Annotated in this window: 26 protein-coding genes and 2 tRNA genes; 15 read left to right on the top strand and 13 right to left on the bottom strand. The window is 64.0% G+C overall.

The window, feature by feature from the left end; translation table 11 throughout:
* Positions 1-591: 591 nt before the first annotated feature.
* Positions 592-1,110 carry a hypothetical protein gene (locus RCH11_RS00890; RefSeq protein ID WP_327055102.1) on the bottom strand — a complete coding sequence of 173 codons (519 nt, stop codon included), beginning with the start codon at positions 1,108-1,110 and terminating at the stop codon, positions 592-594.
* 412 nt (positions 1,111-1,522) lie between these two features.
* Between RCH11_RS00890 and RCH11_RS00885 the strand changes: the two genes are divergently transcribed.
* Positions 1,523-1,975 (top strand): QcrA and Rieske domain-containing protein, encoded by a 453-nt coding sequence (locus RCH11_RS00885; protein WP_327055101.1) that lies wholly within the window; start codon positions 1,523-1,525, stop codon positions 1,973-1,975.
* Entirely contained in the window at positions 1,975-2,481 is a 507-nt protein-coding gene (locus tag RCH11_RS00880; RefSeq protein ID WP_327055100.1) for a hypothetical protein, read from the top strand. The genes RCH11_RS00885 and RCH11_RS00880 overlap by 1 nt, the downstream gene beginning before the upstream one ends.
* A gap of 37 nt (positions 2,482-2,518) precedes the next feature.
* Here RCH11_RS00880 and RCH11_RS00875 read toward each other — a convergent pair whose 3' ends face one another.
* From RCH11_RS00875 to RCH11_RS00850, 6 genes are all read right to left on the bottom strand, one after another.
* Positions 2,519-2,998 carry an acyl-CoA thioesterase gene (locus RCH11_RS00875; protein ID WP_327055099.1) on the bottom strand — a complete coding sequence of 160 codons (480 nt, stop codon included), beginning with the start codon at positions 2,996-2,998 and terminating at the stop codon, positions 2,519-2,521.
* A 5-nt stretch (positions 2,999-3,003) separates the two neighbouring features.
* On the bottom strand, positions 3,004-4,686 hold the full coding sequence (gene ettA / locus RCH11_RS00870; RefSeq protein ID WP_327055098.1) for an energy-dependent translational throttle protein EttA: 1,683 nt from the start codon (positions 4,684-4,686) through the stop codon (positions 3,004-3,006).
* 49 nt (positions 4,687-4,735) lie between these two features.
* Positions 4,736-5,227, bottom strand: a complete 492-nt coding sequence (locus RCH11_RS00865) for a DUF6993 domain-containing protein (RefSeq protein ID WP_327055097.1) — start codon at positions 5,225-5,227, stop codon at positions 4,736-4,738.
* Positions 5,228-5,638: 411 nt separating this feature from the next.
* Positions 5,639-6,196 (bottom strand): single-stranded DNA-binding protein, encoded by a 558-nt coding sequence (locus RCH11_RS00860; protein WP_327055096.1) that lies wholly within the window; start codon positions 6,194-6,196, stop codon positions 5,639-5,641.
* A gap of 67 nt (positions 6,197-6,263) precedes the next feature.
* Complete coding sequence (locus RCH11_RS00855; protein ID WP_327055095.1) at positions 6,264-6,524, bottom strand: hypothetical protein; 261 nt, start codon at positions 6,522-6,524, stop codon at positions 6,264-6,266.
* 88 nt (positions 6,525-6,612) lie between these two features.
* Positions 6,613-6,843, bottom strand: a complete 231-nt coding sequence (locus tag RCH11_RS00850; RefSeq protein WP_327055094.1) for a methyltransferase — start codon at positions 6,841-6,843, stop codon at positions 6,613-6,615.
* Between the two features lie 137 nt (positions 6,844-6,980).
* On the opposite strand from RCH11_RS00850, the gene RCH11_RS00845 reads away from it, so the two are divergent.
* Positions 6,981-8,033, top strand: coding sequence for an LLM class F420-dependent oxidoreductase (locus tag RCH11_RS00845; protein WP_327055093.1), 1,053 nt, complete (start codon positions 6,981-6,983; stop codon positions 8,031-8,033).
* A 135-nt stretch (positions 8,034-8,168) separates the two neighbouring features.
* Here the strand turns inward: RCH11_RS00845 and msrA are convergent, their stop codons facing one another.
* Positions 8,169-8,696 (bottom strand): peptide-methionine (S)-S-oxide reductase MsrA, encoded by a 528-nt coding sequence (msrA, locus tag RCH11_RS00840; RefSeq protein WP_327055092.1) that lies wholly within the window; start codon positions 8,694-8,696, stop codon positions 8,169-8,171.
* A gap of 109 nt (positions 8,697-8,805) precedes the next feature.
* On the opposite strand from msrA, the gene mgrA reads away from it, so the two are divergent.
* The 3 genes from mgrA (at position 8,806) to RCH11_RS00825 (ending at position 11,411) form a co-directional block, all read left to right on the top strand.
* The gene (gene mgrA, locus RCH11_RS00835; protein WP_327055091.1) at positions 8,806-9,813 is read left to right on the top strand and encodes an L-glyceraldehyde 3-phosphate reductase; all 1,008 of its coding nucleotides are present in this window, start codon (positions 8,806-8,808) and stop codon (positions 9,811-9,813) included.
* Between the two features lie 75 nt (positions 9,814-9,888).
* A complete protein-coding gene (locus RCH11_RS00830; protein WP_327055090.1) occupies positions 9,889-10,134 on the top strand; it encodes a hypothetical protein in 246 nt (81 codons plus the stop codon).
* Between the two features lie 107 nt (positions 10,135-10,241).
* Positions 10,242-11,411, top strand: coding sequence for a hypothetical protein (locus RCH11_RS00825; RefSeq protein ID WP_327055089.1), 1,170 nt, complete (start codon positions 10,242-10,244; stop codon positions 11,409-11,411).
* 92 nt (positions 11,412-11,503) lie between these two features.
* Here the strand turns inward: RCH11_RS00825 and RCH11_RS00820 are convergent.
* Positions 11,504-11,575, bottom strand: a tRNA-Arg gene (locus tag RCH11_RS00820).
* 356 nt (positions 11,576-11,931) lie between these two features.
* On the opposite strand from RCH11_RS00820, the gene RCH11_RS00815 reads away from it, so the two are divergent.
* Complete coding sequence (locus tag RCH11_RS00815) at positions 11,932-14,358, top strand: HAD-IC family P-type ATPase (RefSeq protein WP_327055088.1); 2,427 nt, start codon at positions 11,932-11,934, stop codon at positions 14,356-14,358.
* On the opposite strand, the gene RCH11_RS00810 is transcribed toward RCH11_RS00815, so the two are convergent.
* Positions 14,333-16,447, bottom strand: a complete 2,115-nt coding sequence (locus RCH11_RS00810; protein WP_327055087.1) for an MMPL family transporter — start codon at positions 16,445-16,447, stop codon at positions 14,333-14,335. The two genes, RCH11_RS00815 and RCH11_RS00810, sit on opposite strands and share 26 nt — an antisense overlap.
* A 62-nt stretch (positions 16,448-16,509) precedes the next feature.
* On the opposite strand from RCH11_RS00810, the gene RCH11_RS00805 reads away from it, so the two are divergent.
* Positions 16,510-16,977 (top strand): MarR family winged helix-turn-helix transcriptional regulator, encoded by a 468-nt coding sequence (locus tag RCH11_RS00805; RefSeq protein WP_327055086.1) that lies wholly within the window; start codon positions 16,510-16,512, stop codon positions 16,975-16,977.
* Between the two features lie 15 nt (positions 16,978-16,992).
* Here the strand turns inward: RCH11_RS00805 and RCH11_RS00800 are convergent, their stop codons facing one another.
* From RCH11_RS00800 to RCH11_RS00790, 3 genes are read right to left on the bottom strand one after another with little or no spacing between them, the layout of a single operon-like run.
* Positions 16,993-17,253, bottom strand: coding sequence for a thioredoxin family protein (locus tag RCH11_RS00800; protein WP_327055085.1), 261 nt, complete (start codon positions 17,251-17,253; stop codon positions 16,993-16,995).
* Between the two features lie 18 nt (positions 17,254-17,271).
* Entirely contained in the window at positions 17,272-17,550 is a 279-nt protein-coding gene (locus RCH11_RS00795) for an oligoribonuclease (protein ID WP_327055084.1), read from the bottom strand.
* A gap of 32 nt (positions 17,551-17,582) precedes the next feature.
* Positions 17,583-17,795: an SCO4848 family membrane protein gene (locus RCH11_RS00790; protein ID WP_327055083.1), complete on the bottom strand. Its 213-nt coding sequence runs from the start codon at positions 17,793-17,795 to the stop codon at positions 17,583-17,585.
* A gap of 177 nt (positions 17,796-17,972) precedes the next feature.
* On the opposite strand from RCH11_RS00790, the gene RCH11_RS00785 reads away from it, so the two are divergent.
* The 7 genes from RCH11_RS00785 (at position 17,973) to RCH11_RS00755 (ending at position 21,713) form a co-directional block, all read left to right on the top strand.
* Complete coding sequence (locus RCH11_RS00785; RefSeq protein ID WP_327055082.1) at positions 17,973-18,410, top strand: MarR family winged helix-turn-helix transcriptional regulator; 438 nt, start codon at positions 17,973-17,975, stop codon at positions 18,408-18,410.
* Position 18,411: 1 nt separating this feature from the next.
* A complete protein-coding gene (locus RCH11_RS00780; protein WP_327055081.1) occupies positions 18,412-19,659 on the top strand; it encodes an MFS transporter in 1,248 nt (415 codons plus the stop codon).
* Between the two features lie 70 nt (positions 19,660-19,729).
* Entirely contained in the window at positions 19,730-20,386 is a 657-nt protein-coding gene (orn, locus tag RCH11_RS00775; protein ID WP_327055080.1) for an oligoribonuclease, read from the top strand.
* 50 nt (positions 20,387-20,436) lie between these two features.
* Positions 20,437-20,509: transfer RNA gene (locus RCH11_RS00770), tRNA-His, on the top strand.
* Positions 20,510-20,602: 93 nt separating this feature from the next.
* Positions 20,603-20,887, top strand: coding sequence for an ATP-dependent Clp protease adapter ClpS (clpS, locus tag RCH11_RS00765; protein ID WP_327055079.1), 285 nt, complete (start codon positions 20,603-20,605; stop codon positions 20,885-20,887).
* Complete coding sequence (locus RCH11_RS00760) at positions 20,884-21,363, top strand: DUF2017 domain-containing protein (RefSeq protein ID WP_327055078.1); 480 nt, start codon at positions 20,884-20,886, stop codon at positions 21,361-21,363. The genes clpS and RCH11_RS00760 overlap by 4 nt, the downstream gene beginning before the upstream one ends.
* Positions 21,363-21,713, top strand: a complete 351-nt coding sequence (locus tag RCH11_RS00755) for a metallopeptidase family protein (RefSeq protein ID WP_327055077.1) — start codon at positions 21,363-21,365, stop codon at positions 21,711-21,713. The genes RCH11_RS00760 and RCH11_RS00755 overlap by 1 nt, the downstream gene beginning before the upstream one ends.
* The last annotated feature ends 3 nt before the right edge of the window (positions 21,714-21,716 follow it).

Genomic DNA, 21,716 nt, shown 5'->3' with positions numbered 1-21,716 from the left:
GTTCACGTCGTGGCGGGGGATACGACCGCTCGCGGAGGCGCAAACGCATCCCGGCGGGATTTATAACTCCCTCCACGAGGGCGCACCGCCGCCGCGACGTCGCTGGACGGCAGTGCGAGGCGCCCTCGTGAGCAGGTCAGCCCCCGGAGAGGATGTCCCCCGTTCCCGTTCCCGTTCCCGTTCCCGTTCCCGTTCCCGTTCTGGATGTTCCCGTTTCCTGTCGTGGCGGGGGATACGACCGCTCGCGGAGGCGCGAACGCATCCCGGCGGGATTTATAACTCCCTCCACGAGGGCGCACCGCCGCCGCGACGTCGCTGGACGGCAGTGCGAGGCGCCTTCGTGAGCAGGTCAGCCCCCGGAGAGGATGTTCCCGTCCCCCGTTCCCGTTCTGGATGTTCCCGTTTCCCGTCGTGGCGGGGGATACGACCGCTCGCGGAGGCGCGAACGCGTCCCGGCGGGAGTTACAACTCCCTCCACGAGGGCATATCACCACCGCGACGTCGTTGGGCCAGCACCTTGAGCCAGCACCTTAAGCCAGCACCTTAAGCCAGCACCGGGAGCCAGCACCGGGAGCGCGCCTCGGGAACTCGTCAGTCCCCGGCGAGGATGTCGGTGCGCTCCGCGAGATAGGACTCGAGACTGGCGAGCCCCTGGTCTCCCTCGCCGGCAACCCAGCGCACCATCACGGTGCCATCCCGCAGCGACAACGGTCCGGTCTCGGCACGGAGGCTCACGGCATCGAGGGCAATCTCGATGACATCGAAATTCACAGTGTCGCCGAGCGCAAAACCGCCGCGCGTCGCGGCCACGCGCAGTCCCCGCCGGTAAAGCGCCTCAGAATTCATGTACACGGTCTCGTAGGTCAGCTCGATCGCCCGGGTGATTCCTCCGGTGGCGAAGAGCCGGCCGTCCCGGTCGAGAAGCAGCACCCCGAGGCGCCAGGCCCGGCCGAGGGCATCCATCACGGCCGGACGCGGGATGAGCGCGATGCGGCGGGCGGGACGCAGACTCGCGATCGCCTCGTCCCCGATCCCCATCGACTCCAGCCGCTCGATCGTGCGGGAGAGCATCGCACGGAGATCGGTGGTGATCGCACCCGGATCGGTCATGCTTCAGTATGCCTCGCTGACGCTGGGCCGGTGGCGATCGGGGCGAGCGGCCCAGGCATTGCCGCGCCGAGATACGTGCCTGTCCGCCGACGAGAGCACATCGACAGAAAGGATGTCATCGACCGTGAGACACATCGACAGAATGGATGTCCGCGACCGCGGAACTCATCGTGCCCGTGGGTTCGACGGTGCTGTCCGGCGGCGCGATCCGTCTGGTAAATTCCCTCGACCAGCGCGGGCATCCGATTCCAGCCAGGTATGAACGCTACGTTGATGCCGTCCCGCCCGCAGGCGACAGTCACCGCCCTCTCGGTTTATTCCCAGCGGAATTGAACCGATTCGGCACCGAGTTCGTATCTCCAGGTGACAGGCTCTTCACGTCGCACGCCACTCATTTCCGGAGGAACAGTCCATGACCGCACCAACTTCTCTCACCCGCCGCGCGCTGCTCAGCGCCGGCAGTGCCACCGTCGTCGGAGCGGGAGCACTCGCGCTTGCCGCCTGCAGCTCACCCGCACCGAGTGGCTCCGGTAGCGGATCCGGCTCGACAGCGGCTTCCCCAAAGATTGCCGCGGGAACCGAGGTTGTGAAGGTGGCTGATATCCCGGTCGGCGGCACCAAGGCCGCGAAGATCGGAGAGCTTCCTGTGCTCCTCTCCCAGCCGACCGCTGGCACTGTCATGTGCTTCAGCGCGGTCTGTACCCATCAGGGCTGCACCGTGGGGGCCGCCGCCAAAGACTTCGACTGCTCCTGCCACGGCTCCAAGTTCAACGCCGAGACCGGTGCCGTGCTCAACGGGCCGGCCGTGACGGGACTCACCGCCATCAAGGTCACCGTCACGGGGGATGCGGTCGTGACTGCCTGATGGACTATGAGTTCAACGGGCTTCCGCTGCATGTGCTGCTCGTGCATTTCGTGGTCGTCGTCGTGCCAGTGGCAGCGCTCTGTACGCTGCTTGCCGCGGCATGGCCCGCTGCCCGGCGGCGACTCGGGATCGTGACGCCGATCATCGCCCTCGGCGCGCTGATCTCGGTGCCGATCACCACCCAGGCCGGGGAATGGCTGCAGGCCAGGGTCGGTCACACCGAGCTCGTCGCGGCCCACGCGGCACTCGGCACGACCCTGCTGCCGTGGGCCGTTGCCACCTTCCTCGTCGCCGCACTGCAGTGGTTCTGGTTTCGCTTCGTCAACGCTCCGGATGCCAGATTCGCCTCCCGCGTACCCGGCAGGACCGCGCGCCGCATCATCACCATCGCACTGGCGGTGGTTGTCGTCGTTCTCGCCATCGGATCTGTTGCCACGGTCGTACAGATCGGCGAATCGGGCGTGCGTGCGATCTGGACCGGGTCCTTCACGCAGAACCCGAAATAGGCCAGAACCCGAAATAGGCCAGAACCCGAAAACGGCCTCAGCGCCGGGTGAAGACCAGAGCCTCTTCCACATACGGCTTCCACGCCAAACGCTCCCCCGTGCTCAGTCGGCGTGGTTTCATCGTTTGCGAGTCGCACAGCACCACCCGCGTCGTGGCCCGCGCGAACAGCTCGTCCGGCTCGATGCCGACCGGAGAGCGGATCTCGTAACAGACATCGATGTCTGCACCGCCGAGGCGTCCGATCCACACCTCGATGTCGAGCGGTGTGCGGCGATAATCGATCGGTACGAGGTACTCGATCTCGGTGCGCGCGATGATGCTCAGGGTCGCCGAGCCGAGCCGGGCATCCAGCACCGCACTCGGCGCGCTCGCCGGGCGTTCCGCCTCGTCGTCAGGCATCCACAGCGCTTGAATACGGGCCTCCTCGAGCAGGCGCAGAATCTCGACGTTGTTGACATGCCCGTACGCATCGAGGTCACCCCAGCGCAGCACTGTCGGAATGTGCAGCCGCGCCATGAGCGTCAGTCCCGGGTGAGTTTGCGGTACGCCGAGCGGTTCGGCTTCGCGGCATCCGGTCCAAGGCGTTCGATCTTGTTTTCCTCGTAGGATTCGAAGTTGCCCTCGAACCAGTGCCAGTGACCCGGGCTCGCGTCGGTGCCCTCGTAAGCCAGGATGTGGGTGGCGATGCGGTCGAGGAACCACCGATCGTGAGTGATGACCACCGCGCAGCCGGGAAACTCAAGCAGCGCGTTCTCGAGGCTGCCGAGGGTTTCGACGTCCAGGTCGTTGGTTGGTTCGTCGAGCAGGAGCAGGTTGCCGCCCTGCTTGAGAGTGAGCGCGAGGTTGAGGCGGTTTCGCTCTCCACCGGAGAGTATGCCGGCCTTCTTCTGCTGGTCCGGACCCTTGAAACCGAACTGCGAGACGTAGCCGCGGGAGGGAATCTCGGTCTTGCCCACCTGGATGTAGTCCTGTCCGTCGGACACGACCTCCCACAGGGTCTTCGTCGGGTCGATTCCGCCACGATCCTGGTCGACGTAGGAGATGTCGACGGTCTCACCGATCTTCAGGTCGCCGCCGTCGAGAGGCTCAAGACCGGTGATCGTCTTGAACAGAGTGGTCTTGCCGACGCCATTCGGGCCGATGACGCCCACGATTCCGTTGCGTGGCAGCGTGAAGCTCAGGCCATCGATGAGCACGCGGCCATCGAAGCCCTTTTCGAGCTTCTTGGCGTCGATCACCTGGGCGCCGAGACGCGGGCCCACCGGGATCACGAGTTCTTCGAAGTCGAGCTTGCGCGTCTTCTCCGCTTCGTTCGCCATCTCCTCGTAGCGCGCGAGACGGGCCTTCGACTTGACCTGGCGACCCTTGGCGTTGCTGCGCACCCACTCCAGCTCACTCGACAGCCGCTTCGCGAGCTTGGCATCTTTTTTGCCCTGCACTTCGAGGCGGGCACCCTTCTTCTCGAGGTAGGTCGAGTAGTTGCCCTCGTACGGGTAAAGGTGGCCTCGGTCGACTTCGGCGATCCACTCGGCCACGTGGTCGAGGAAGTACCTATCGTGAGTCACGGCGAGAACGGCACCGTGATACTGGGCGAGGTGCTGCTCGAGCCAGAGGACACTCTCGGCGTCGAGGTGGTTGGTCGGTTCGTCGAGAAGCAGGAGATCCGGCTTCTGAAGCAGCAGCTTGGTGAGCGCGACACGGCGCTTCTCTCCGCCCGAGAGGTTCGAGACGCTGGCATCCCCGGGTGGCGTGCGTAGAGCATCCATCGCCTGCTCGAGTTGGGAGTCGAGGTCCCACGCGTCAGCGGCATCGATGGCCTCCTGCAGCACGCCCATCTCCGCGAGCAGCGAATCGAAGTCGGCATCCGGGTCCGCCATCGCGGCGGAGACCTCGTTGAAACGGTCGACCTTCGCCTTGATCGGGCCGACGCCCTCCTGCACATTCTCGAGCACGGTCTTGGTCTCGTCGAGCTCCGGCTCCTGCATCAGGATGCCGACGCTGTAGCCCGGGCTCAGGCGCGCTTCGCCATTGCTCGGAGTGTCGAGGCCGGCCATGATCTTGAGGATCGTGGATTTGCCCGCGCCGTTCGGCCCGACCACGCCGATCTTGGCGCCGGGAAAGAACGACATCGTGACATCGTCGAGGATGAGCTTGTCGCCGACCGCTTTGCGGGCGCGGACCATCGAGTAAATGAATTCGGCCATGGCGCAAGTTTAGTTGGGTCGATCGACCCCTACATTTACCGGCAGGCTCCTACCAATCGATGGCACGGGTCTTGCCGATCAGGCAGAGACCACTCTTCAACGCCGGTTCGACCGCACTGCTGTAGCCGCCCGCGCCGTGCTGGCCGAGCAGGCAGGAGTCACGGATCTTCACCGAGAAGAGAATCGAGTCGACTCCCCCGTCGATCGAAGTTGTGTCCGGGGTCAGCTGCATCGACGCCTTGTCGAAGCCGGCGGCGACCAGCGAGTCGAGTATCGCGCGGCCGTTCGCTGATTGATTCGCGACGAAAAGCCTCGTGTTCGCGGCATCGAACCACGCCTTGTTCGCCGCCGCAGAGCTGCCGGGCCGAAAGCTCGCTGCGGGAGCCGGGATCGTCGCATCCTTCGGGGAGGCGGTTGGCGACGGAGCCAAGGAAGCCGAGGACCTGGTTATGGTGTCGGGCGCAGTGGGCACACAACCCGCCAGCGGGACTGCACACACGAGCGTCATGAGAACGAGGAGATGCCGACGAGTGGTTGCCATCTCGTCGACCTCCCCGAGTCGTTCGTGCGGGACCAATCGCCCACCGCGATTCTAATTCGGAAGGTGCAACATCTCTCGCCTGCCAGTGCAGTACTGCTCATTTTCCGGTGCATGACACGCGTAAGGGCCGGTATTCCGCGACAACCGAGCTGCTTCTTCGCGCGGATCCTGTCGCCCGCGGGGACATCATCAATCATGGAACCGAGGGAGCAGGGTCGACCGGTCAGTTGCCGACCGGTCAGTTGCCGACCGGTCAGTTGCCGACCGGTCAGTTGCCCACCGGTCAGTTACGGACGAGGCGCAAGTCCCTCGCGGCCAGTTGCTCGCCTCCGTGTTGCTCGCCGCCGTGTTGCCGCTCACCAACGAGCAACTAACAGCGGCTGACCGAGGCGGCCTGCAGTGGCCCAGCTCCTAGAACGGTACGGCCGCGCCGTCCGCTGCAGCGCCGACGAGTTCATCGTCTCCGGCCGAAGGTGAATCATCGGGGCCATCCGGCGCGCCGGGTGTTGCGGTCGGCCAGCCGTCGCCAGCGGAGGTGGCGGCTGTCACTGCGGACGACTCGGGGGCGGCGGCATCCGCCTCTGCCCGCGTAGACGCGTCGATCGCCGCGCTCGACATGCTGCGGGTAAACGACGCAGTACCCCAAGTGAGGTCGTGGCCGATGGAGTCCGCATCGATCTCGATTGACGTGCCGACCTTATCTCCAGCGGTCCAGTCCCGGATGCGCAGGCGGCCGGTTACGATCACCCGCTCGCCCTTCCTGATCGAGCTGTTGGTGTTCATCGCGAGCTGCCGGAACGAGGTGACGGTGTACCAGTTGGTGCCGTTGTCGACCCACAGGTTGCGAGAGCGGTCGAAACGACGTTGGGTAGAGGCCAGCCTGAAGCTGGTGACGGGAAGCCCTTCGCCGGTGACGAAGTGATTCGGGACGGTGGCCACAAAGCCGGTGAGTGTGATGGTGTCGGTCATGTGGCCAGTGTGAGACCCGTCCAAGACTCCCGCACTTGGCGGCACCGAAACCGGGGAGAACCGCCCTTCACACGTAGGTGTGGAGGAGTTGCCATTCGCCCCGGGAAGCGTCATAGAGCACGTCGAACATGCGAGTGTCCCCGCTGTCGGACGTACCCTGGAAGCGCCAGCCGAGCGGCATCGAACCCGGATGGGTGATCGCCGCATAGTCGACATCCAGCGGTGTCGGCGTGTCGGTGACTCGATAGCGACTGCTCGCCCAGACGAACCGCTCTGGTATGCCCCTGGCTCCGGTCCAGACGGTCACGGTCGCGCCAACAAGGGTCATTTTTCCCACCTCCGACATTCGAACGTTTGTTCGATAGTCGACTGTAGACGCCATAGTCACGACACGCCAAACGTAGCGGCCTGATCGGTCAGTGCTCGCGAAACTCCGGCCACTCCGAGCCCGGCAGCAGTGCAGCGTAGAGCGCGCTTTGCGCGACATCCAGGGTCGGATAGACACCGCGATAGCCGTCATCCGTCAGAAGCTTGAAGGTGAAGCCGCCCTCGACGCTGTGCACGGAGCCGAGCGCTCCAGCCGGCCCCATCGCCACCCAGCGGTGACCCGTCAGGCGGTGTTCATTAGAAACGTGGGAATCAGACATTGACTGCATTGTGTTGCTCATCATTGAGCTCCTTTGTTCGTACCTGCCGAATCATGCTGGCAGCAATAGCCTAAGTCCGTACACCGCCATCGACACGAGCTGGTACCGATAATCTGATGAACTCCGGGAGAACACTGATGCCGTCCACTACGCGCCTCGGAGTCGTATTCGACTATGCCGACGACTTCACCACCAACGCTGCAGAGGTCACCGAATTTGAGCGGGTTGGGGTGGACCTCGTCTCGGTGGCGGAAGCCTATTCCTTTGATGCGGTGAGCCAGCTCGGCTATCTCGCCGCGATCACCACGACAATGACTCTCGCGTCGGGCATCCTGCCGATCTTCTCGCGCACGCCGACGCTCCTCGCGATGACGGCGGCGGGGCTCGATTCGGTCTCCCGCGGCCGGTTCGAACTCGGTATTGGATCATCCGGAGCACAGGTGATCGAGGGATTCCACGGCGTGCCGTTCAACGCACCGCTCGGCCGCATCCGGGAGAACGTGGAGATCTGCCGCGCGATCTGGCGACGTGAACGCCTGGAGTTCACGGGCGTGCACTACACGATCCCACTACCCGCCGACCAGGGCCGCGGCCTCGGCAAGCCGCTCAAGATCATCAATCAGCCGGTGCGCGACACCATCCCGATCTCGATCGCCGCTCTCACCCCGAAGGCCGTGGCGCAGGCCGCCGAAATCGCGGATGGCTGGCTGCCGCTGTTCTATCTGCCGGAGAAGGCGGATGCTGCATGGGGCGCGTCCCTCGCCGCGGGCGGAGCGAGGCGCTCCCCCGATCTTGGAGCGCTCGACGTGATTGCGCAGGTGCCGTTTTACCTCGGGGATCACGCGGACCAGGCTGCCGAGGTATACCGGCAGAACGTGGCGCTCTACGTCGGCGGCATGGGGGCGCGCGGGGCAAATTTCTACAACGATCTCGCCGTGGGATACGGATTTGCCGATGAAGCGGCGCTGGTGCAGGAGTTATATCTCACCGGGCGCAAGGATGAGGCGACCGCTGCCGTGCCGGACCAACTCGTGCGGGGCACAGCCCTCATCGGCACCGAAGCCGAGGTACGCGGCCGCGTGGACGCTCTGCTCGCTTCCGGTGTCACCACGATTTCGGTGAAGCCCCTGGCACGGTCACGCGCGGATCGCGTCGAACAACTTGAGGCTCTCCGCGCCATCCTGAGCTAGCAACACGGCGGCGAGCACCCACTCCCCTGCCGAAAACGCAGGAGATTCACCACCAGGAAGGCACTTTGGGCAACGTACGCGTGCTTCCGATGGCGAATCTCCTGCGTTTTGAGTACAGCCAGGCGCGGGGACGGATTAGGAGGCGAGCACGTACTCCGCGAAGGACTTGCGGATCTTGTTCACCTTGGGCACAGCGACCGCCATGCAGTAGCCCTGGCCCGGGTTCTTCGCGAAGAAGTCCTGGTGATATCCCTCAGCCTCGTACCAGATGCCGAGCGGCGAGATCTCGGTGACGAGCCCGCCGTCCCAGTACTCGGATGCGCGGTCGCGGGCCGTCTCGAACTGCGCTTTCTGCGCGTCATCCGCATAGAACATGGCGGAGCGGTATTGCGAACCGACGTCATTGCCCTGGCGGTTGAGCTGGCGCGGGTCGTGCAGGGAAAAGAAGACGTCGAGTATCACATCGACGGGGATGATCTCGGGGTCGAAGGTGACCGCGACGGCCTCCGCGTGGCCCGTTCTCCCGGTGCAGACGGCGTCGTAGTCGGGGTTCTTGGTGTCGCCTCCGGTGTAGCCCGATACGACATCGCTCACACCACGAAGGGTGCGGTAGACCGCGTCGAGACACCAGAAGCAACCGCCGGCGAGAACGAATGTGTTCATTCGAGGAGCCTACTTTCCGCTTGTGGGGGTGGCAGTTACGCTGCCTCTCTACACAACACCATCGCCCTCGGCGCAATTCCGCGTTCACAGCCGCCTTTAGGGTTAGAGCATGACCTATGTCTCGAATGCAGACCGCTACCAGACCATCGATTACAACCGTGTCGGCCGCAGCGGCCTGAAGCTCCCCGCCGTCTCGCTCGGCCTGTGGAACAACTTCGGGTTCGACCGCCCGATCGAGACCCAGCGAGCTATCCTTCGCCGTGCTTTCGACCTCGGTGTCACTCACTTCGACCTGGCGAACAACTACGGTCCGCCTGCGGGAAGCGCCGAGACCAACTTCGGGCGCATCTTCGCGGATGATTTCCGCCCGTACCGCGACGAGCTCATCATCTCCACGAAGGCGGGCTACGACATGTGGGACGGCCCGTACGGCGAATGGGGATCGCGCAAGTACATGCTGTCGTCGCTCGATCAGAGTCTCGGCCGAATGGGCTTGGACTATGTCGACATCTTCTACTCCCACCGCCCGGACCCGGAGACTCCCATTGAGGAGACCATGGGCGCGCTCGCAACCGCCGTAACCTCTGGCCGCGCCCTGTACGCCGGAATCTCGAACTACAGCACCGAGCAGACTGTGGCGGCGCATCAGGCTCTCGCCGAGTACAAGATCCCGCTGCTCATCCACCAGCCGCGCTTCAACATGTTCGACCGCCACATCGAGACCGAAGGCCTCCTTCCGGTGCTTGAGGAGATCGGAATGGGCAGCATCGTCTTTTCTCCGCTCGCCCAGGGCATGCTCACGGACCGCTACCTGAAGGGCATCCCAGCGGATTCCCGTGCCGCCGAGGGCCGCTGGATCAACTCCGACAACATCAGCGAGACCTATCTCGAGCGCGCCAATGCCCTCAACGAAATCGCGAAAGGCCGCGACCAGAGTCTCGCGCAGCTCGCGCTGACCTGGGTGCTGCGCCATCCGCAGGTCACTTCGGCCTTGATCGGGGCATCGAGTGTCGCGCAGCTAGAAAACAACGTTGCCGCTCTCGAGAGCGCACCACTCACCGAAGCGGAGATCGCCGCGATCGAGCCCCTTGCTGTGGATGGCACTACCGACCGATAAGCGGCGCGGATGTCGGTGGCCAGACCTACCGTGACACCACACAGACAACCGGGCCGGCTGAATCAAGGAATCCGCATGACCACTCTTGCTTTCACTAGCACCCAGGCCGTCGCTCGTCCCGGACTCCATCTTGTGCAGTTGCACGACGAGCTGTGGAGGGTGACGCGACCGTCCGGCGACGTGCTTGGCTACGTTGAGCTGTTTCGGGTGCGCGCGGGTCTTCGATTCCGCGCGAAAAGATTCATTGCGCGCCAGCGCCGATTCGTTGAGATGGGCGAATTCTGGAGCATGGATGACGCGATCGATTGTTTCGGCTTCTGAGGCGGGCTCCCGGCCGGTATACCGGCCGATGCCCGGGGCCGAAAGCAGTTGGAGACTCGCCACAGGCGGTCGCTGAAACTCGCCAAGACCCGGGTTAAAGTTCGGGCATGCAATGGTGGACCGACTTTCTCGACTGGCTCAACTCCGACAACGGCTGGCGCATCATCTCGACGGCGGTTATCCCCTTCGTGGCGATCGTCGTCGCGGGTATCGTCGCCGCCGCGATCGGGCGCGCTTCGGCGCGCAAGGTGATCGAACTGAGCGAGCGTGAGGTGCGCGCATCCGCCGTCACCGCCCTCATCAGCGCTGCCCGCAAGGCGGCCGTCTGGAACACACTGCCGGCACCGGAGCAGCAGCACATAGACCATCTCATTGGAGACGCCGAAATTCGCCTGCGCCTGCTTCCGATCGCGGGTACCGGTCTCGCTGCGGACTGGGCCAGCCACGAGATCGCAGGAATGAAGCGTAACGCCATCTCCTACAGCTTCCAGGCCGAGCAGTCCCTTCTCGTTTTCCGCGATCGACTGATCGAGTGGCAGGGTCGCCCGAGCCGGGCCAAGAAGCTCTTCAAGAACGACATCGACTCCTGGGCATACGAGTCTTCGGCGAGTGAGCAGGAGCTCGTTCACCAGCAACAGAAGTGGGCTGCCCAACAGGTGACGGAGACCGGTCCGATCCCCACGGTGACGACCACCCCGTTGACCCGCCCCCGGGCGCTTGCGCCGATCGATGCGCCGCTCACCGAGACAACTTCGGCCGTTGCTGCCGCCGGCCTCGCTGCCAGCCTCGCGTCCGCCGCGGCCCCCGCCGCCGAGACTGTTGCGCTGGAGATGGGCCCTCCGGGGGCCACTGCCGCCGCACGCGTCGAACCGAGCTCGCCTGAGGCCACCGGGCCCGTCGGCGACGGGCCTCATCCCCTGGTCGAGCCAGCCGACACCTCATCACACGACGTGTCGGAGGCATCAATCTTCGCTGCCAACCCGCCGCCGAAAGTGGTCGAGCCCGAGAAGGTCGAACCGGAGAAGGTCGAACCCGAACACGCAGAACCAGTTCACGCAGAACCTGTTCACGCAGAACCTGACACCGAGCCGCAGTCGTCAGAATCCGAGATCATCGAGGGTGAGATTGTCCAGTCGGAGACGCACCAGGAGCCGCGGTCAGAAGGTTCAGCTCCCGAAAATCACGACCACGATGATCATCACGGTCACGACAACCACGACAACCACGACAACCACGACGAACACGACGAACACCGACACGATGAGTGGCGCGGCTGACCCGAACCGGGCACCGTGTAAAACGCTGATTCGAAAGGTGCGATATCGCTCAGTCGCTGGGGACTGGCGCGCAAATCCCCCGGCTGGCAGAGTCCCCCCGGAGGGATTCGAACCCCCGGCCAAGTGGGTAGAAACCACACGCTCTTCCGCTGAGCTACGGGGGGAGGACGGTCCCCAGAGTACTACGCGGCTCGCACTGCCTGTGCTGCAGCACCACGCACCAGTTCTCGCCTGACCCTTGCCCGACAGGTCTGAGGCCGCGTCCGCAGTGCTGCAGTCTTCCTAGCCATAATTCTGCTCCTGACGGCCGCAGATCGCTAGTGCCGACAGCGAATCAGGGGCGATCGATGACGAGCCGAGCGAGAAGCCGACTGTCGACTACCGCCTGTCGACTACCGCCTGTCGACTACCGCCTGTCGACTAGATTGAGGCGATCATTCCCTCACCGCAGTTACCGTCGGGCACGGACCCGGTGCCCACTCCCGGCTACTCTGCGCTCCCTGCTCTGAATGATGCAGAATTGGCCGTTCGCGGACTGGATCAGAACGAGGTGGCGGCTCGAGTTCGTGCCGGCTTCACCAACGTCAGTTCTCGCGGATCGAGCCGGAGCTTCTGGCATATCCTTCGGGCCAACCTGTTCACCCTGTTCAATGCTGTCGTAGGGGCCAGCACTGTCGTGCTTCTCCTGTTCGGCGATTGGCAGGACGGCCTGTTCGGACTCACGGCCCTGGCGAACGTGTTGATCGGAGTGCTGCAGGAATTCCGCGCTAAGCGCCTGCTCGATTCGCTCGCCCTTCTCAGCGCGACCCCGGCGCGAGTCATGCGAGATGGAATGACCACGCAGATCCCCACCGATCAGGTTGTCATCGACGATCTGCTCGTGCTCCGCGTCGGAGACCAGGTTCCTGCCGACGCCATCATCGTGAGCGACGTCGACCTCGAAATCGATGAGTCGCTGCTGACCGGGGAGACGGACCCGGTCGGCAAAGCAGTGCGGACCAGCGTGCTTTCCGGATCAGCCGTGGCCGCCGGGCACGGAACCGCCCGGGTGAAGCAGGTCGGGGCCGATTCCTATTCGAGCCGCCTCACTGCCGAGGCGAAACGCTTCTCCCTGGTCAATTCCGAACTGCGCAACGCTGCCAATCGCATCGTGCGGTGGGTCAGTTGGGGGCTCGCTCCCCTGATTATTCTGGTCCTCAATGCGCAGATGCAGGCCGCGGGCGGATGGGATGCGATGCTCCAGTCCGGTCGTTGGCGGGAGGTTTTGATCGGCACGGTGGCGAGCGCGGCGAGCGTGATCCCGCAGGGTCTCATTCTCATGATCAGCATCTCATTCGCACTGGCTGCGGCGAAGTTGGCGCGATCAGAAGTGCTCGTGCAGGAGATCGCAGCCATCGAAATTCTCGCTCGGGTAGACACGATCTGTTTTGATAAGACGGGCACCCTCACCGACGGCGCCATTGCGTTCGATGCCGTGCACAGCGTCTGCGATTCGCCCCCGCCAGGCTGGGAGGCGGTGCTGGGCTGCTTCGGTGCTGATGACGACGCGAACGCCACCGCACGCTGCCTGCGGGATGCCTTCTCCGCGGGCGCCCTGAAACCGAGTTCTTCCGTGCCCTTTTCGTCGGACCGAAAGTGGAGTGCCCTGAGCATCCCCCAGGGGCCCACTATCGGAACCTGGGTTTTCGGCGCACCGGAAATTGTTCTCGCGGGTGGCAAAGCACATCCCGTCCTGGAGAAGGAACTCGCCCGCTTGATCCGACTCGGGCCACGGACGCTCGTCCTCGCTCACAGCGATGAGGAGCTGACGGAGACCGAGGTATCCGCTCACCGGTTGACTGGGCTGCTTCAGCCGATTGCGCTCGTCACCTTCGCCGAGAAGATCAGGCCTGATGCGGCCGACACCGTCGCCTATTTTCGCGAGCAGGGCGTTTCGTTGCGGGTGATCTCCGGCGACAACCCGCAGACCGCCGCCACGATCGCCCGGCAAGTGGGCCTGGTCTTCGACGGCGCGGGCTACGACGCTCGTGAACTGCCCACTGACCTCGACGAAATGGGCCAAATTCTCGAGACGCATTCGGTTTTCGGGCGGGTGACCCCCATTCAAAAACGGCAACTGGTGCGCGCACTGCAGCAGCGCGGGCATGTGGTGGCGATGACGGGCGACGGTGTCAATGATGCCCTCGCCGTCAAGGCCGCGGACATCGGAATCGCTATGGGCTCGGGCGCCGCAGCCACAAAGTCTGTGGCTCGGATGGTACTGCTCGACGGGCAGTTCTCTCGGCTGCCGAAGGTGGTTGCCGAGGGCAGACGTGTGATCGTCAACATCGAGCGAGTGTCGAAGCTGTTTCTCACAAAGTCGGTCTACGCGATTCTCCTGTCGGTTGCGGTCGGAGTGCTGCTCTGGAAATTTCCTTTTCTACCGCGTCAGTTCGCCCCGACCGACGGTCTCACCATCGGTATTCCGGCGCTGTTCCTCGCCCTGGCCGTCGAGCAGCGACCCTATCGACCAGGCTTTCTTCGCCGATCGCTGAGATTCTCGATCCCCGCGGGAGTGGTGACCGCGATGGTGCTCGTTGGGGTGCTCGCCTATGCCCGACTTTCGGGAACGTACCCGGCACGCGAGAGTGCGACGGCGGCCGCGATCGCACTATCGATTCTCGGATTCTGGGTACTCCTCGTCACGTCTCGCCCGGTGACACGCGGGAGAGTTCTCCTGCTGTTCACCCTGATCATCGTGCTGGCGGGGTGTTTCGTTGTGCCAGTGGTCCGGGACTTCCTCGACTTCGCGCTCCCCTCCGGACAGCTGGTTACTGTCACATTCGGAGTCGCAGCGATCGGATGCATCGCCATCGAGATCATTTTCCGCCGGGTATCCCGACAGCGCGGGATTGACGGCCAGATCAGTATCGACGACCAGATCAGTGCCGTGCCGCCTCGACCATAGACTCCGACGCGCTGTCGGAGTCCCGCGCGATCGTGTGTTTGTGGGCGAGGCGGTGAGAGGGCCACCAGAAGAAGTCCTTCGTGATGAACACCATCGCCGGCACCAGCACCGTGCGAATCACCAGGGTATCGAAGAGCACTCCGATGCACACGATCACGCCGATCTGCGTGAGCGCGACCACGGGCAGCACGCCGAGCACAGCAAACACGGCTGCCAGCAGGATGCCGGCACTAGTGATTACCGCGCCCGTCGAGGATAGGGCGCGGATCATGCCCTCTGATGTGCCGTGCAGCCTCCGTTCCTCTCGTGCTCGAGTGGTGAGGAAGATGTTGTAGTCCACTCCAAGTGCCACGAGGAACAGGAAAGCAAACAGGATCACATTGGTGTTGAAGGCGGGAAATCCGAGCAGGTGGGTGAAAATCCAGTTGCCAGCCCCCAGGCTCGCGAAGAAGGTCGCCAGCACGCTCGCGATCAGCAGAACGGGCGCGATGAGTGAGCGGAGAAGAATCGCGAGGATGGCGAATACGATCGCAAGGATGATCGGGATGATGAGGTCCTGGTCGTGCTGCGAGAGGGTACGGGTATCGAGGGCAGTGGCATCCCGACCCCCCACGATCGTCGTGCCGACGGCTCCGGATTTGTCGGCATAGGCCGAGCGCAACGTCGTGATCGTCGTGAATGCCGCGTCGCTGCCGGGAGCGTCGGTGAGCGAGACGGTGAGCTGGGCAAGACCGTTGGCGCTCTCCCCCTGGGTGACGGAGTCGACGCCCCTGGTGCTCTGCGCAATCGTCGTGGCGTCTGCCGCGGCATCCTTCGGAGTGAGCACTGTGGTCTGGCTGGTGAGCCCCGCCGAGAAGGACCGGTCAACGATCTTCTGGGCCACCACAGACTCGGGGTTGCCGAGCAGTTGTTCCGTCTGGGAGAGACCGACGGAGAAGCCGGACAGCCCGAGGGTCAGCACCCCGACGCTGGCCACGGAGAGCACGGTGATGAGTACCGGGCGCCGGGAGACTCCGCGTCCGAGACGAGCCCAGAAGCCGTCCTTGGCTACAGCGGATGCCTCGTGCACACGCGGCACGAAGGGCCAGAAGAGTCCCCGACCGCACACGACGAGCGCTGCCGGCAGCACGATGAGGGCGAAGAGTATGGCCACGACCACTCCGATCGCGCAGGCGAAGCCGAGGGCTCGGTTGCCGGCCAACTGCGCGAAGAGCAGGGTGATGAGGCTGAGCGCGACCGTTCCACCGCTCGCGGCGATCGCTGGTCCCGCGCTCTTCACCGCGGTGAGCATCGCGAGGGAGCGGTCCTCGACCTTCTGCAATTCCTCTCGATAGCGCGCGACGAGCAGCAGTGCATAGTTCGTGCCGGCCCCGAAGACCAGCACCGAGAGGATGCCGCTGACCGAGGCATCCAGGGTGATTCCGAAGGGTTTGGCGAGGGCCGAGACCACTGCACCGGCGAGACCATCCGCCGTACCGACAACCACGAGCGGCACAATCCAGAGCACCGGGCTGCGATAGGTGATGATCAGCAGAACGGCGACGACAATCACCGTGACGAGCAGAAGCTTGAAGTCGGCGCCAGCGAAGGCGTTGCTGATGTCGGCCTGGAATCCGACGCCGCCGGTGAGGTAACTGTGGAGTCCAGAGGGCAGGTTCTTCGCCGCGGCCGCGCGAAGGGAGTCGGCGGTGCCCGCAACGTTTTTATCGACGGCCTTCGTGCCAAGGGGCACCACAGAGAGGGCGGCGGTGCCGTCGTCGCTGAACTTCGGCGCCGTGGCGCGAGACGCGGTCGACAGCTCGCCGAGGGCAGTGGCCCGTTCGGTGATGGCGGTGCGGTCGGCGGTGGTGAGCTTCGCGTCGCCCCGACTCCAGACGAGGATCGCCGCCGTCTGCTCCGCCGAGGGGAACTTGGCGAGCGCAGCATCCACCTGTGCGGCCTGGCTCGAGGTGGGCAGTCCGGTGCTTGGGAAGTCGTTGCCGGCGCTTTTCGGCAGGAGGGAGAACAGCAGACCGACCGCCACGATGGTGCCGACGAGCACGATCCACGCCGTTCGCCGACCGCTGATGAATCTCCAGATCGCCGTCACAATTCCTCCAATTGATTTGATTGCTAGATTCTTTAGCTATCTAATCGTCTAGCATGTATCTTATGGACGAATTGCGCAAGTCGGGACCGCTCCCCGATACGGGCGGCATCGGTGAGCAACTGCGCGAGATCTCAACTCTCTCCAACCTGTTCCAGAAGCATGTCGGCAGGTCGCTTTCGGTGAACGACACCGACCTGTCCGCAATGGAACATCTTATGAAGGAGGGGCCGCTCAGCCCGAGCGATCTGGCGCGACACCTCGACATCTCCACCGCCGCTACGACAGTGGTGGTCGATCGCCTCGCCGCGCTCGGTCACGTTCATCGCGAACCGCACGCACACGATCGACGTAAAGTTGTGGTCGTGCCGAGCCCGGCCTCCGCGCAGGCCGCGTTTGAGACGCTCATCCCCATGCTCGCGGGCATCTCGGGAGTCGCCTCACGCCTCTCGGAAAGCGATCGTGAGACCGTGGAGCGGTTCCTCGCCGATGTGATCACCGTCTACAGCGCGGCCATCCCGGCTCGCGACTGAATCGAGCGGCTCGCCTCAGATCGCTCTCGCCAGGGCCACCAGCACCTGGTCGAGGCTCGGAGCACCCTCTGCGCGGAACACTTCCGCGCCCTTGTCGTCGAGCACGATCACGGTCGGAGTCGAGCGGATGCCGGCCCGCTCGGCTTCGTCGGCGTGGGCCGCGACATCCAGGTCCGCGATCTTCAATGCAGGAACGAGCTTCGACGCCTGATCGAGCACGGCGCGCGTCTGGATGCACGGATCACAGAACGCCGAGGAGAAGAAGAGGAGCTGCACGACGCCGACGGGGTTCGGCTACTGGCGATCGCCCCGGTCTTCCGGATCGTCGAACGGCTCGCTGTCCTTCGCGTCGTAGGCGTAGTTCACGTGATACTTGCCGCCCACCTCGGTAAAGTCGACGAGGTTGTAATCGGTAAGAGTCTCTTTGCCACCGACCGCGGTGAGCACGGTGATCTCGGTGTCGAACCCGCCGTCCGTAGAGATGCGGGTATCGATCTGCCCATCATTGGGGCCGCCCTGGTAGATGGCGATGTATTCGTCGCCGTGAGCGAGGGTCGGGTGCGCGTCAGTCATGCTCCATTACTACCACGACCGGGCGGGCAACCTCAGAAGAACGAGACAATCGCGACAATCGCCGATGCCGCGGCAATCAGGTACGCGATGCCCACGATCACGCGATGGACGGTGAGAAATCGGGTGGCCGCGCCCGCGGCATCCCGTGCCCGGCTGTCAGCGGCGACCCGTCGATAGAAGGTGGGCCAGACGACCACGGTGAAGGCGGCATTGACGAGAAGCAGGATGGCGAGGGCGAAGGTCACGTGCTCCAGCCTACGTTTGGGATGCGGTGTGCTCGAGAAGCTTCTCGGGTGAACGCCTGAGTGTCCGGCCTGTGCAAATACCTGGCCTGCGCACACGCCTGACCTGCGCAAATCGCGAATTTTTAGCGTTTTGCCTAATCATAGCTAAACTATATAGTTTTACTATATGATTGTGGTATGCCAAAAACAGAGCGCCCCCTCGTCGAGAAACTTATCGTCGAAGCCAATCGCCTCACCCGTGTCGCCGCGCAGGCTACGGGAAGCACCACACCAGCCGCAGTGTGGCGAACCCTTTCGATTCTCGCGAGCGATGGCTCATATCGCATCGGAGACCTCGCCAAGGCCAGCCGAGTGACGCAGCCGACCATGACGAAACTCATCCAGAACCTCGCCGAAGATGAACTCATCTACCGGATCGCGGATGTCGCGGACTCCCGTGCCTGGCTGATTGCGATCACCGACACGGGCACGAAGGCCCTCGATACCTGGCGTACGGAACTCGGCGAGGCACTTCAGCCGATGTTCTCGGACCTGAACGCCGACGAGATAGACATCCTCGAGCGTGCCGTCGCCATCCTCGAGTCTCGAACCAATACCCCTCGGAAAGTGGCCTGAGGTGGCAAACAAAAAATCCGCCGGAGCGAGCATCCTGAAGCAGCCAACGGAGGTCTGGGCGGTCGCGTTCGCCTGCGTCGTCGCATTCATGGGCATCGGCCTTGTCGATCCGATCCTGCCCGCCATCGCCCACGAGCTCTCCGCAACCGCGGCCCAGACCGAACTGCTCTTCACGAGCTACCTGCTGATCACCGGGGTGATGATGTTTGTCACCAGCTGGATCTCGAGCCGTATCGGCGCCAAGAAAACGCTGATGATCGGCCTGGCCTTCATCGTCGTTTTTGCGCTGCTTGCCGCGCTCAGCGGCAGTGTCGAGTCGGTCATCGGATTCCGCGCTGGCTGGGGTCTCGGCAACGCGCTGTTCATCTCGACGGCGCTCGCGACCATAGTGGGAGCCGCGAGCGGCGGCACGTCATCGGCGATCATCCTCTATGAAGCGGCTCTCGGTCTCGGCATCGCCGTCGGACCACTGCTCGGCGGCCTTCTCGGCAGTGTGAGTTGGCGCGGGCCGTTCTTCGGAACCGCGGCCCTGATGGCGATCGCCTTCGTGGCGATCGTGGTGCTGCTCGACGCGGATGACAGGTCGACGCGAGTCGCGACGAAATTCTCGGCGCCGTTCCGAGCGCTTGGCAACCCCGCGCTGGCGATCCTCGCGGCGGCGGCACTGTTTTACAACATCGGGTTCTTCACCCTGCTGGCTTGGACCCCGTTCGCCCTCGATCTGCCGAAGGAGAGCGCGGCCATCCAGCTCGGCCTCATCTTCTTCGGTTGGGGACTCTGCGTGGCGGTCGCATCCGTCTGGATAGCTCCCCTACTGACGGCTCGATTCCCCCGCACGACGGTACTGGTCATCGTGCTACCGCTACTCACCCTCGACCTCGTCGCCGCTGGCGTCTTCGCGAGCAGCCGGCTCGGGCTGATTATCTGCGTAATCCTGGGCGGCCTGCTGCTCGGCATCCTCAACACGGTGCTGACCGAATCCGTGATGGAGGCGACCGAGTTGCCGCGCTCGGTAGCGTCATCCGCCTATTCGGGTGTTCGTTTCCTCGGGGGCGCCGCCGCTCCCCCGCTCGCCGCCCAACTCGCGCTCTGGTTTACCCCGTCCGTGCCGTACTACGTCGCCGGCGGATCGGTGCTCATTGCCGCAATCCTCGTCCTCTCCGGCGTCCGCTTCCTCGGCCGGGTGAACAACGGTCCTGAGCCGCTCCTCGAAGAGGCCGAATCCATCGGCGTCGGCGAACTCGCCTAAACCCCTTGCACCGCCGGTGCCGGCCCGGCCTCGAGCCGTCGGCATCGGTGCCCAGCGATAGAATTCACGAATGCCAGCAAACATCGACCGCCTCGTCTGGATCGACTGCGAAATGACGGGGCTCGATGTCAGCATCGACGAGCTCGTCGAGGTCGCGGTCGTCATCACCGACTTCGATCTCAATCTCATCGACCCGGGCTTTGACATCGTGATCAAGCCCGACCAGGCCGCGTGGGACAACATGGGCGAATTCGTACGGGATATGCACACGAAGTCCGGTCTCATCGAGGCGATCCCCGACGGCGTGAGCCTGGCCGACGCCGAATTCGCGGTGATCGAGTACATTTTGCGGTTCATCCCCGCGGAGCAGCATGCCCCCTTGGCCGGAAACACGATCGGCACCGACCGTACCTTCCTGGCCAAATACATGCCGCGCGTCGACAACCACCTGCATTACCGCAACGTGGATGTCTCGTCGATTAAAGAGCTCTCGCGACGCTGGTTTCCGCGCGTGTACTTCAACGCGCCAGCCAAGAACGGCGGGCATCGGGCCCTTGCAGACATCCTGGAGTCGATCCGCGAACTGGACTATTACCGCTCAGCGGTGTTCGTTGCGGAACCCGGACCGACCACCGAGGACGTGCAGGCGATCTCCGCCTCCGTGGTCGAGAAGTTCCTGCCGCACCTCTCCCCGACACGGGCGGCTGAAATCCCTCCGCGACTGTAATAAGATTGCGGAGTTGTGTCGGTCGTGAATAATCGTGGGCGGCACGCATGGTGGTCGTAGCTCAGTTGGTAGAGCGCTGGCTTGTGGAGCCGGATGTCGCGGGTTCGAGCCCCGTCGGTCACCCAGGGAACTGCAGTAACTGCAGCCGAAGAATGGCCTCGTGCTCATGCGGGGCCATTTTTCATCGGTGCCATTCTTCAGATGCGAGGTTGAGCCATGAGTGATGTTCTCGAGCAAACGGAGCTCATCGAGTCGACGGTGCTCGATTCTCCCTGGGTGACCATCGTCTGGAACGACCCGGTCAACCTCATGAACTACGTGTCGTGGGTGTTCCGGAGCTACTTCGGGTTCTCGAGAGCAGAGGCAAACGTGCGGATGCTGCAGGTGCATCACGACGGACGTGCCGTGGTTGCCACCGGCAGCCGCGAGGAGATGGAGCGGCACGTGGAGGCAATGCACGACTTCGGCCTGTGGGCCACTCTGGCCAAGGCCGGCGAATGAAGGCCTTCCGACGCTCCCGGCACCAGTTCGTCGCGGTCTTCGATCCGGACGAGGCCGGCACCCTGTCGATTCTCGCATCCCAGGTCATTGCCCTGCTCGACGATCGCGGCTCCCACGATTCAGACCCCGCGCTGCTGCGATTGCTCCCCGATGCCTATCCGGATGACGCAGAAGCCTCCGCGGAGTTCCGCCGCTTCACCGCCGATGACCTCGCGTCTCGCAAGGCGTCCAACGCCCGCCGGATCGTCGCCGACCTCGCAACAGCCGCCGGAGCGAGCTCGGCCACGACGGTGAAGGTGGACGCGCAGGCGGCAGAGGCTTGGCTGCGGTCGCTGACCGACATCCGCCTGACGATCGCGGCGCGACTGGGTATCGAGACCGATGACGATCTCGGGTCGGGAGACTCGGCGCTCGTCGACCTCTACGACTGGCTCGGCTTCGTGCAGGGTTCGCTCGTCGATTGCCTCGATCGCTGATGCACTCGCTGGACGCAGCGGAGTTCGAGAAGCTGGTGGTCGACGAGCTCGATCTCCTGCCCGACGAGATGGTCGACGGGCTCGAGAATGTGGTTTTTGTCACCGAGGACCGCCCCGAAGACGGCTCACTCGACCTTCTCGGCCTCTACGACGGCGTCGACCTCACCCGTCGAGGCAACTATGGTTTCGGGGAACTGCCGGACCGCATCATCCTGTACCGAGAGCCGCTGCTCGCTGTCGCCACCGATCTTGGGGATCTGAAGGACCAGATCCACGTGACCCTCGTGCACGAGATCGCCCACTTCTACGGAATCGACGACGACGAGCTGCACGACCTTGGCTGGGGCTGACGC

The organism is Glaciihabitans sp. GrIS 2.15 (assembly GCF_035984695.1).
Classification (GTDB): Bacteria; Actinomycetota; Actinomycetes; order Actinomycetales; family Microbacteriaceae; genus Lacisediminihabitans.
Note: the sequence above shows the minus strand (reverse complement) of the source record. Positions and strands in the feature narration are given on the sequence as shown.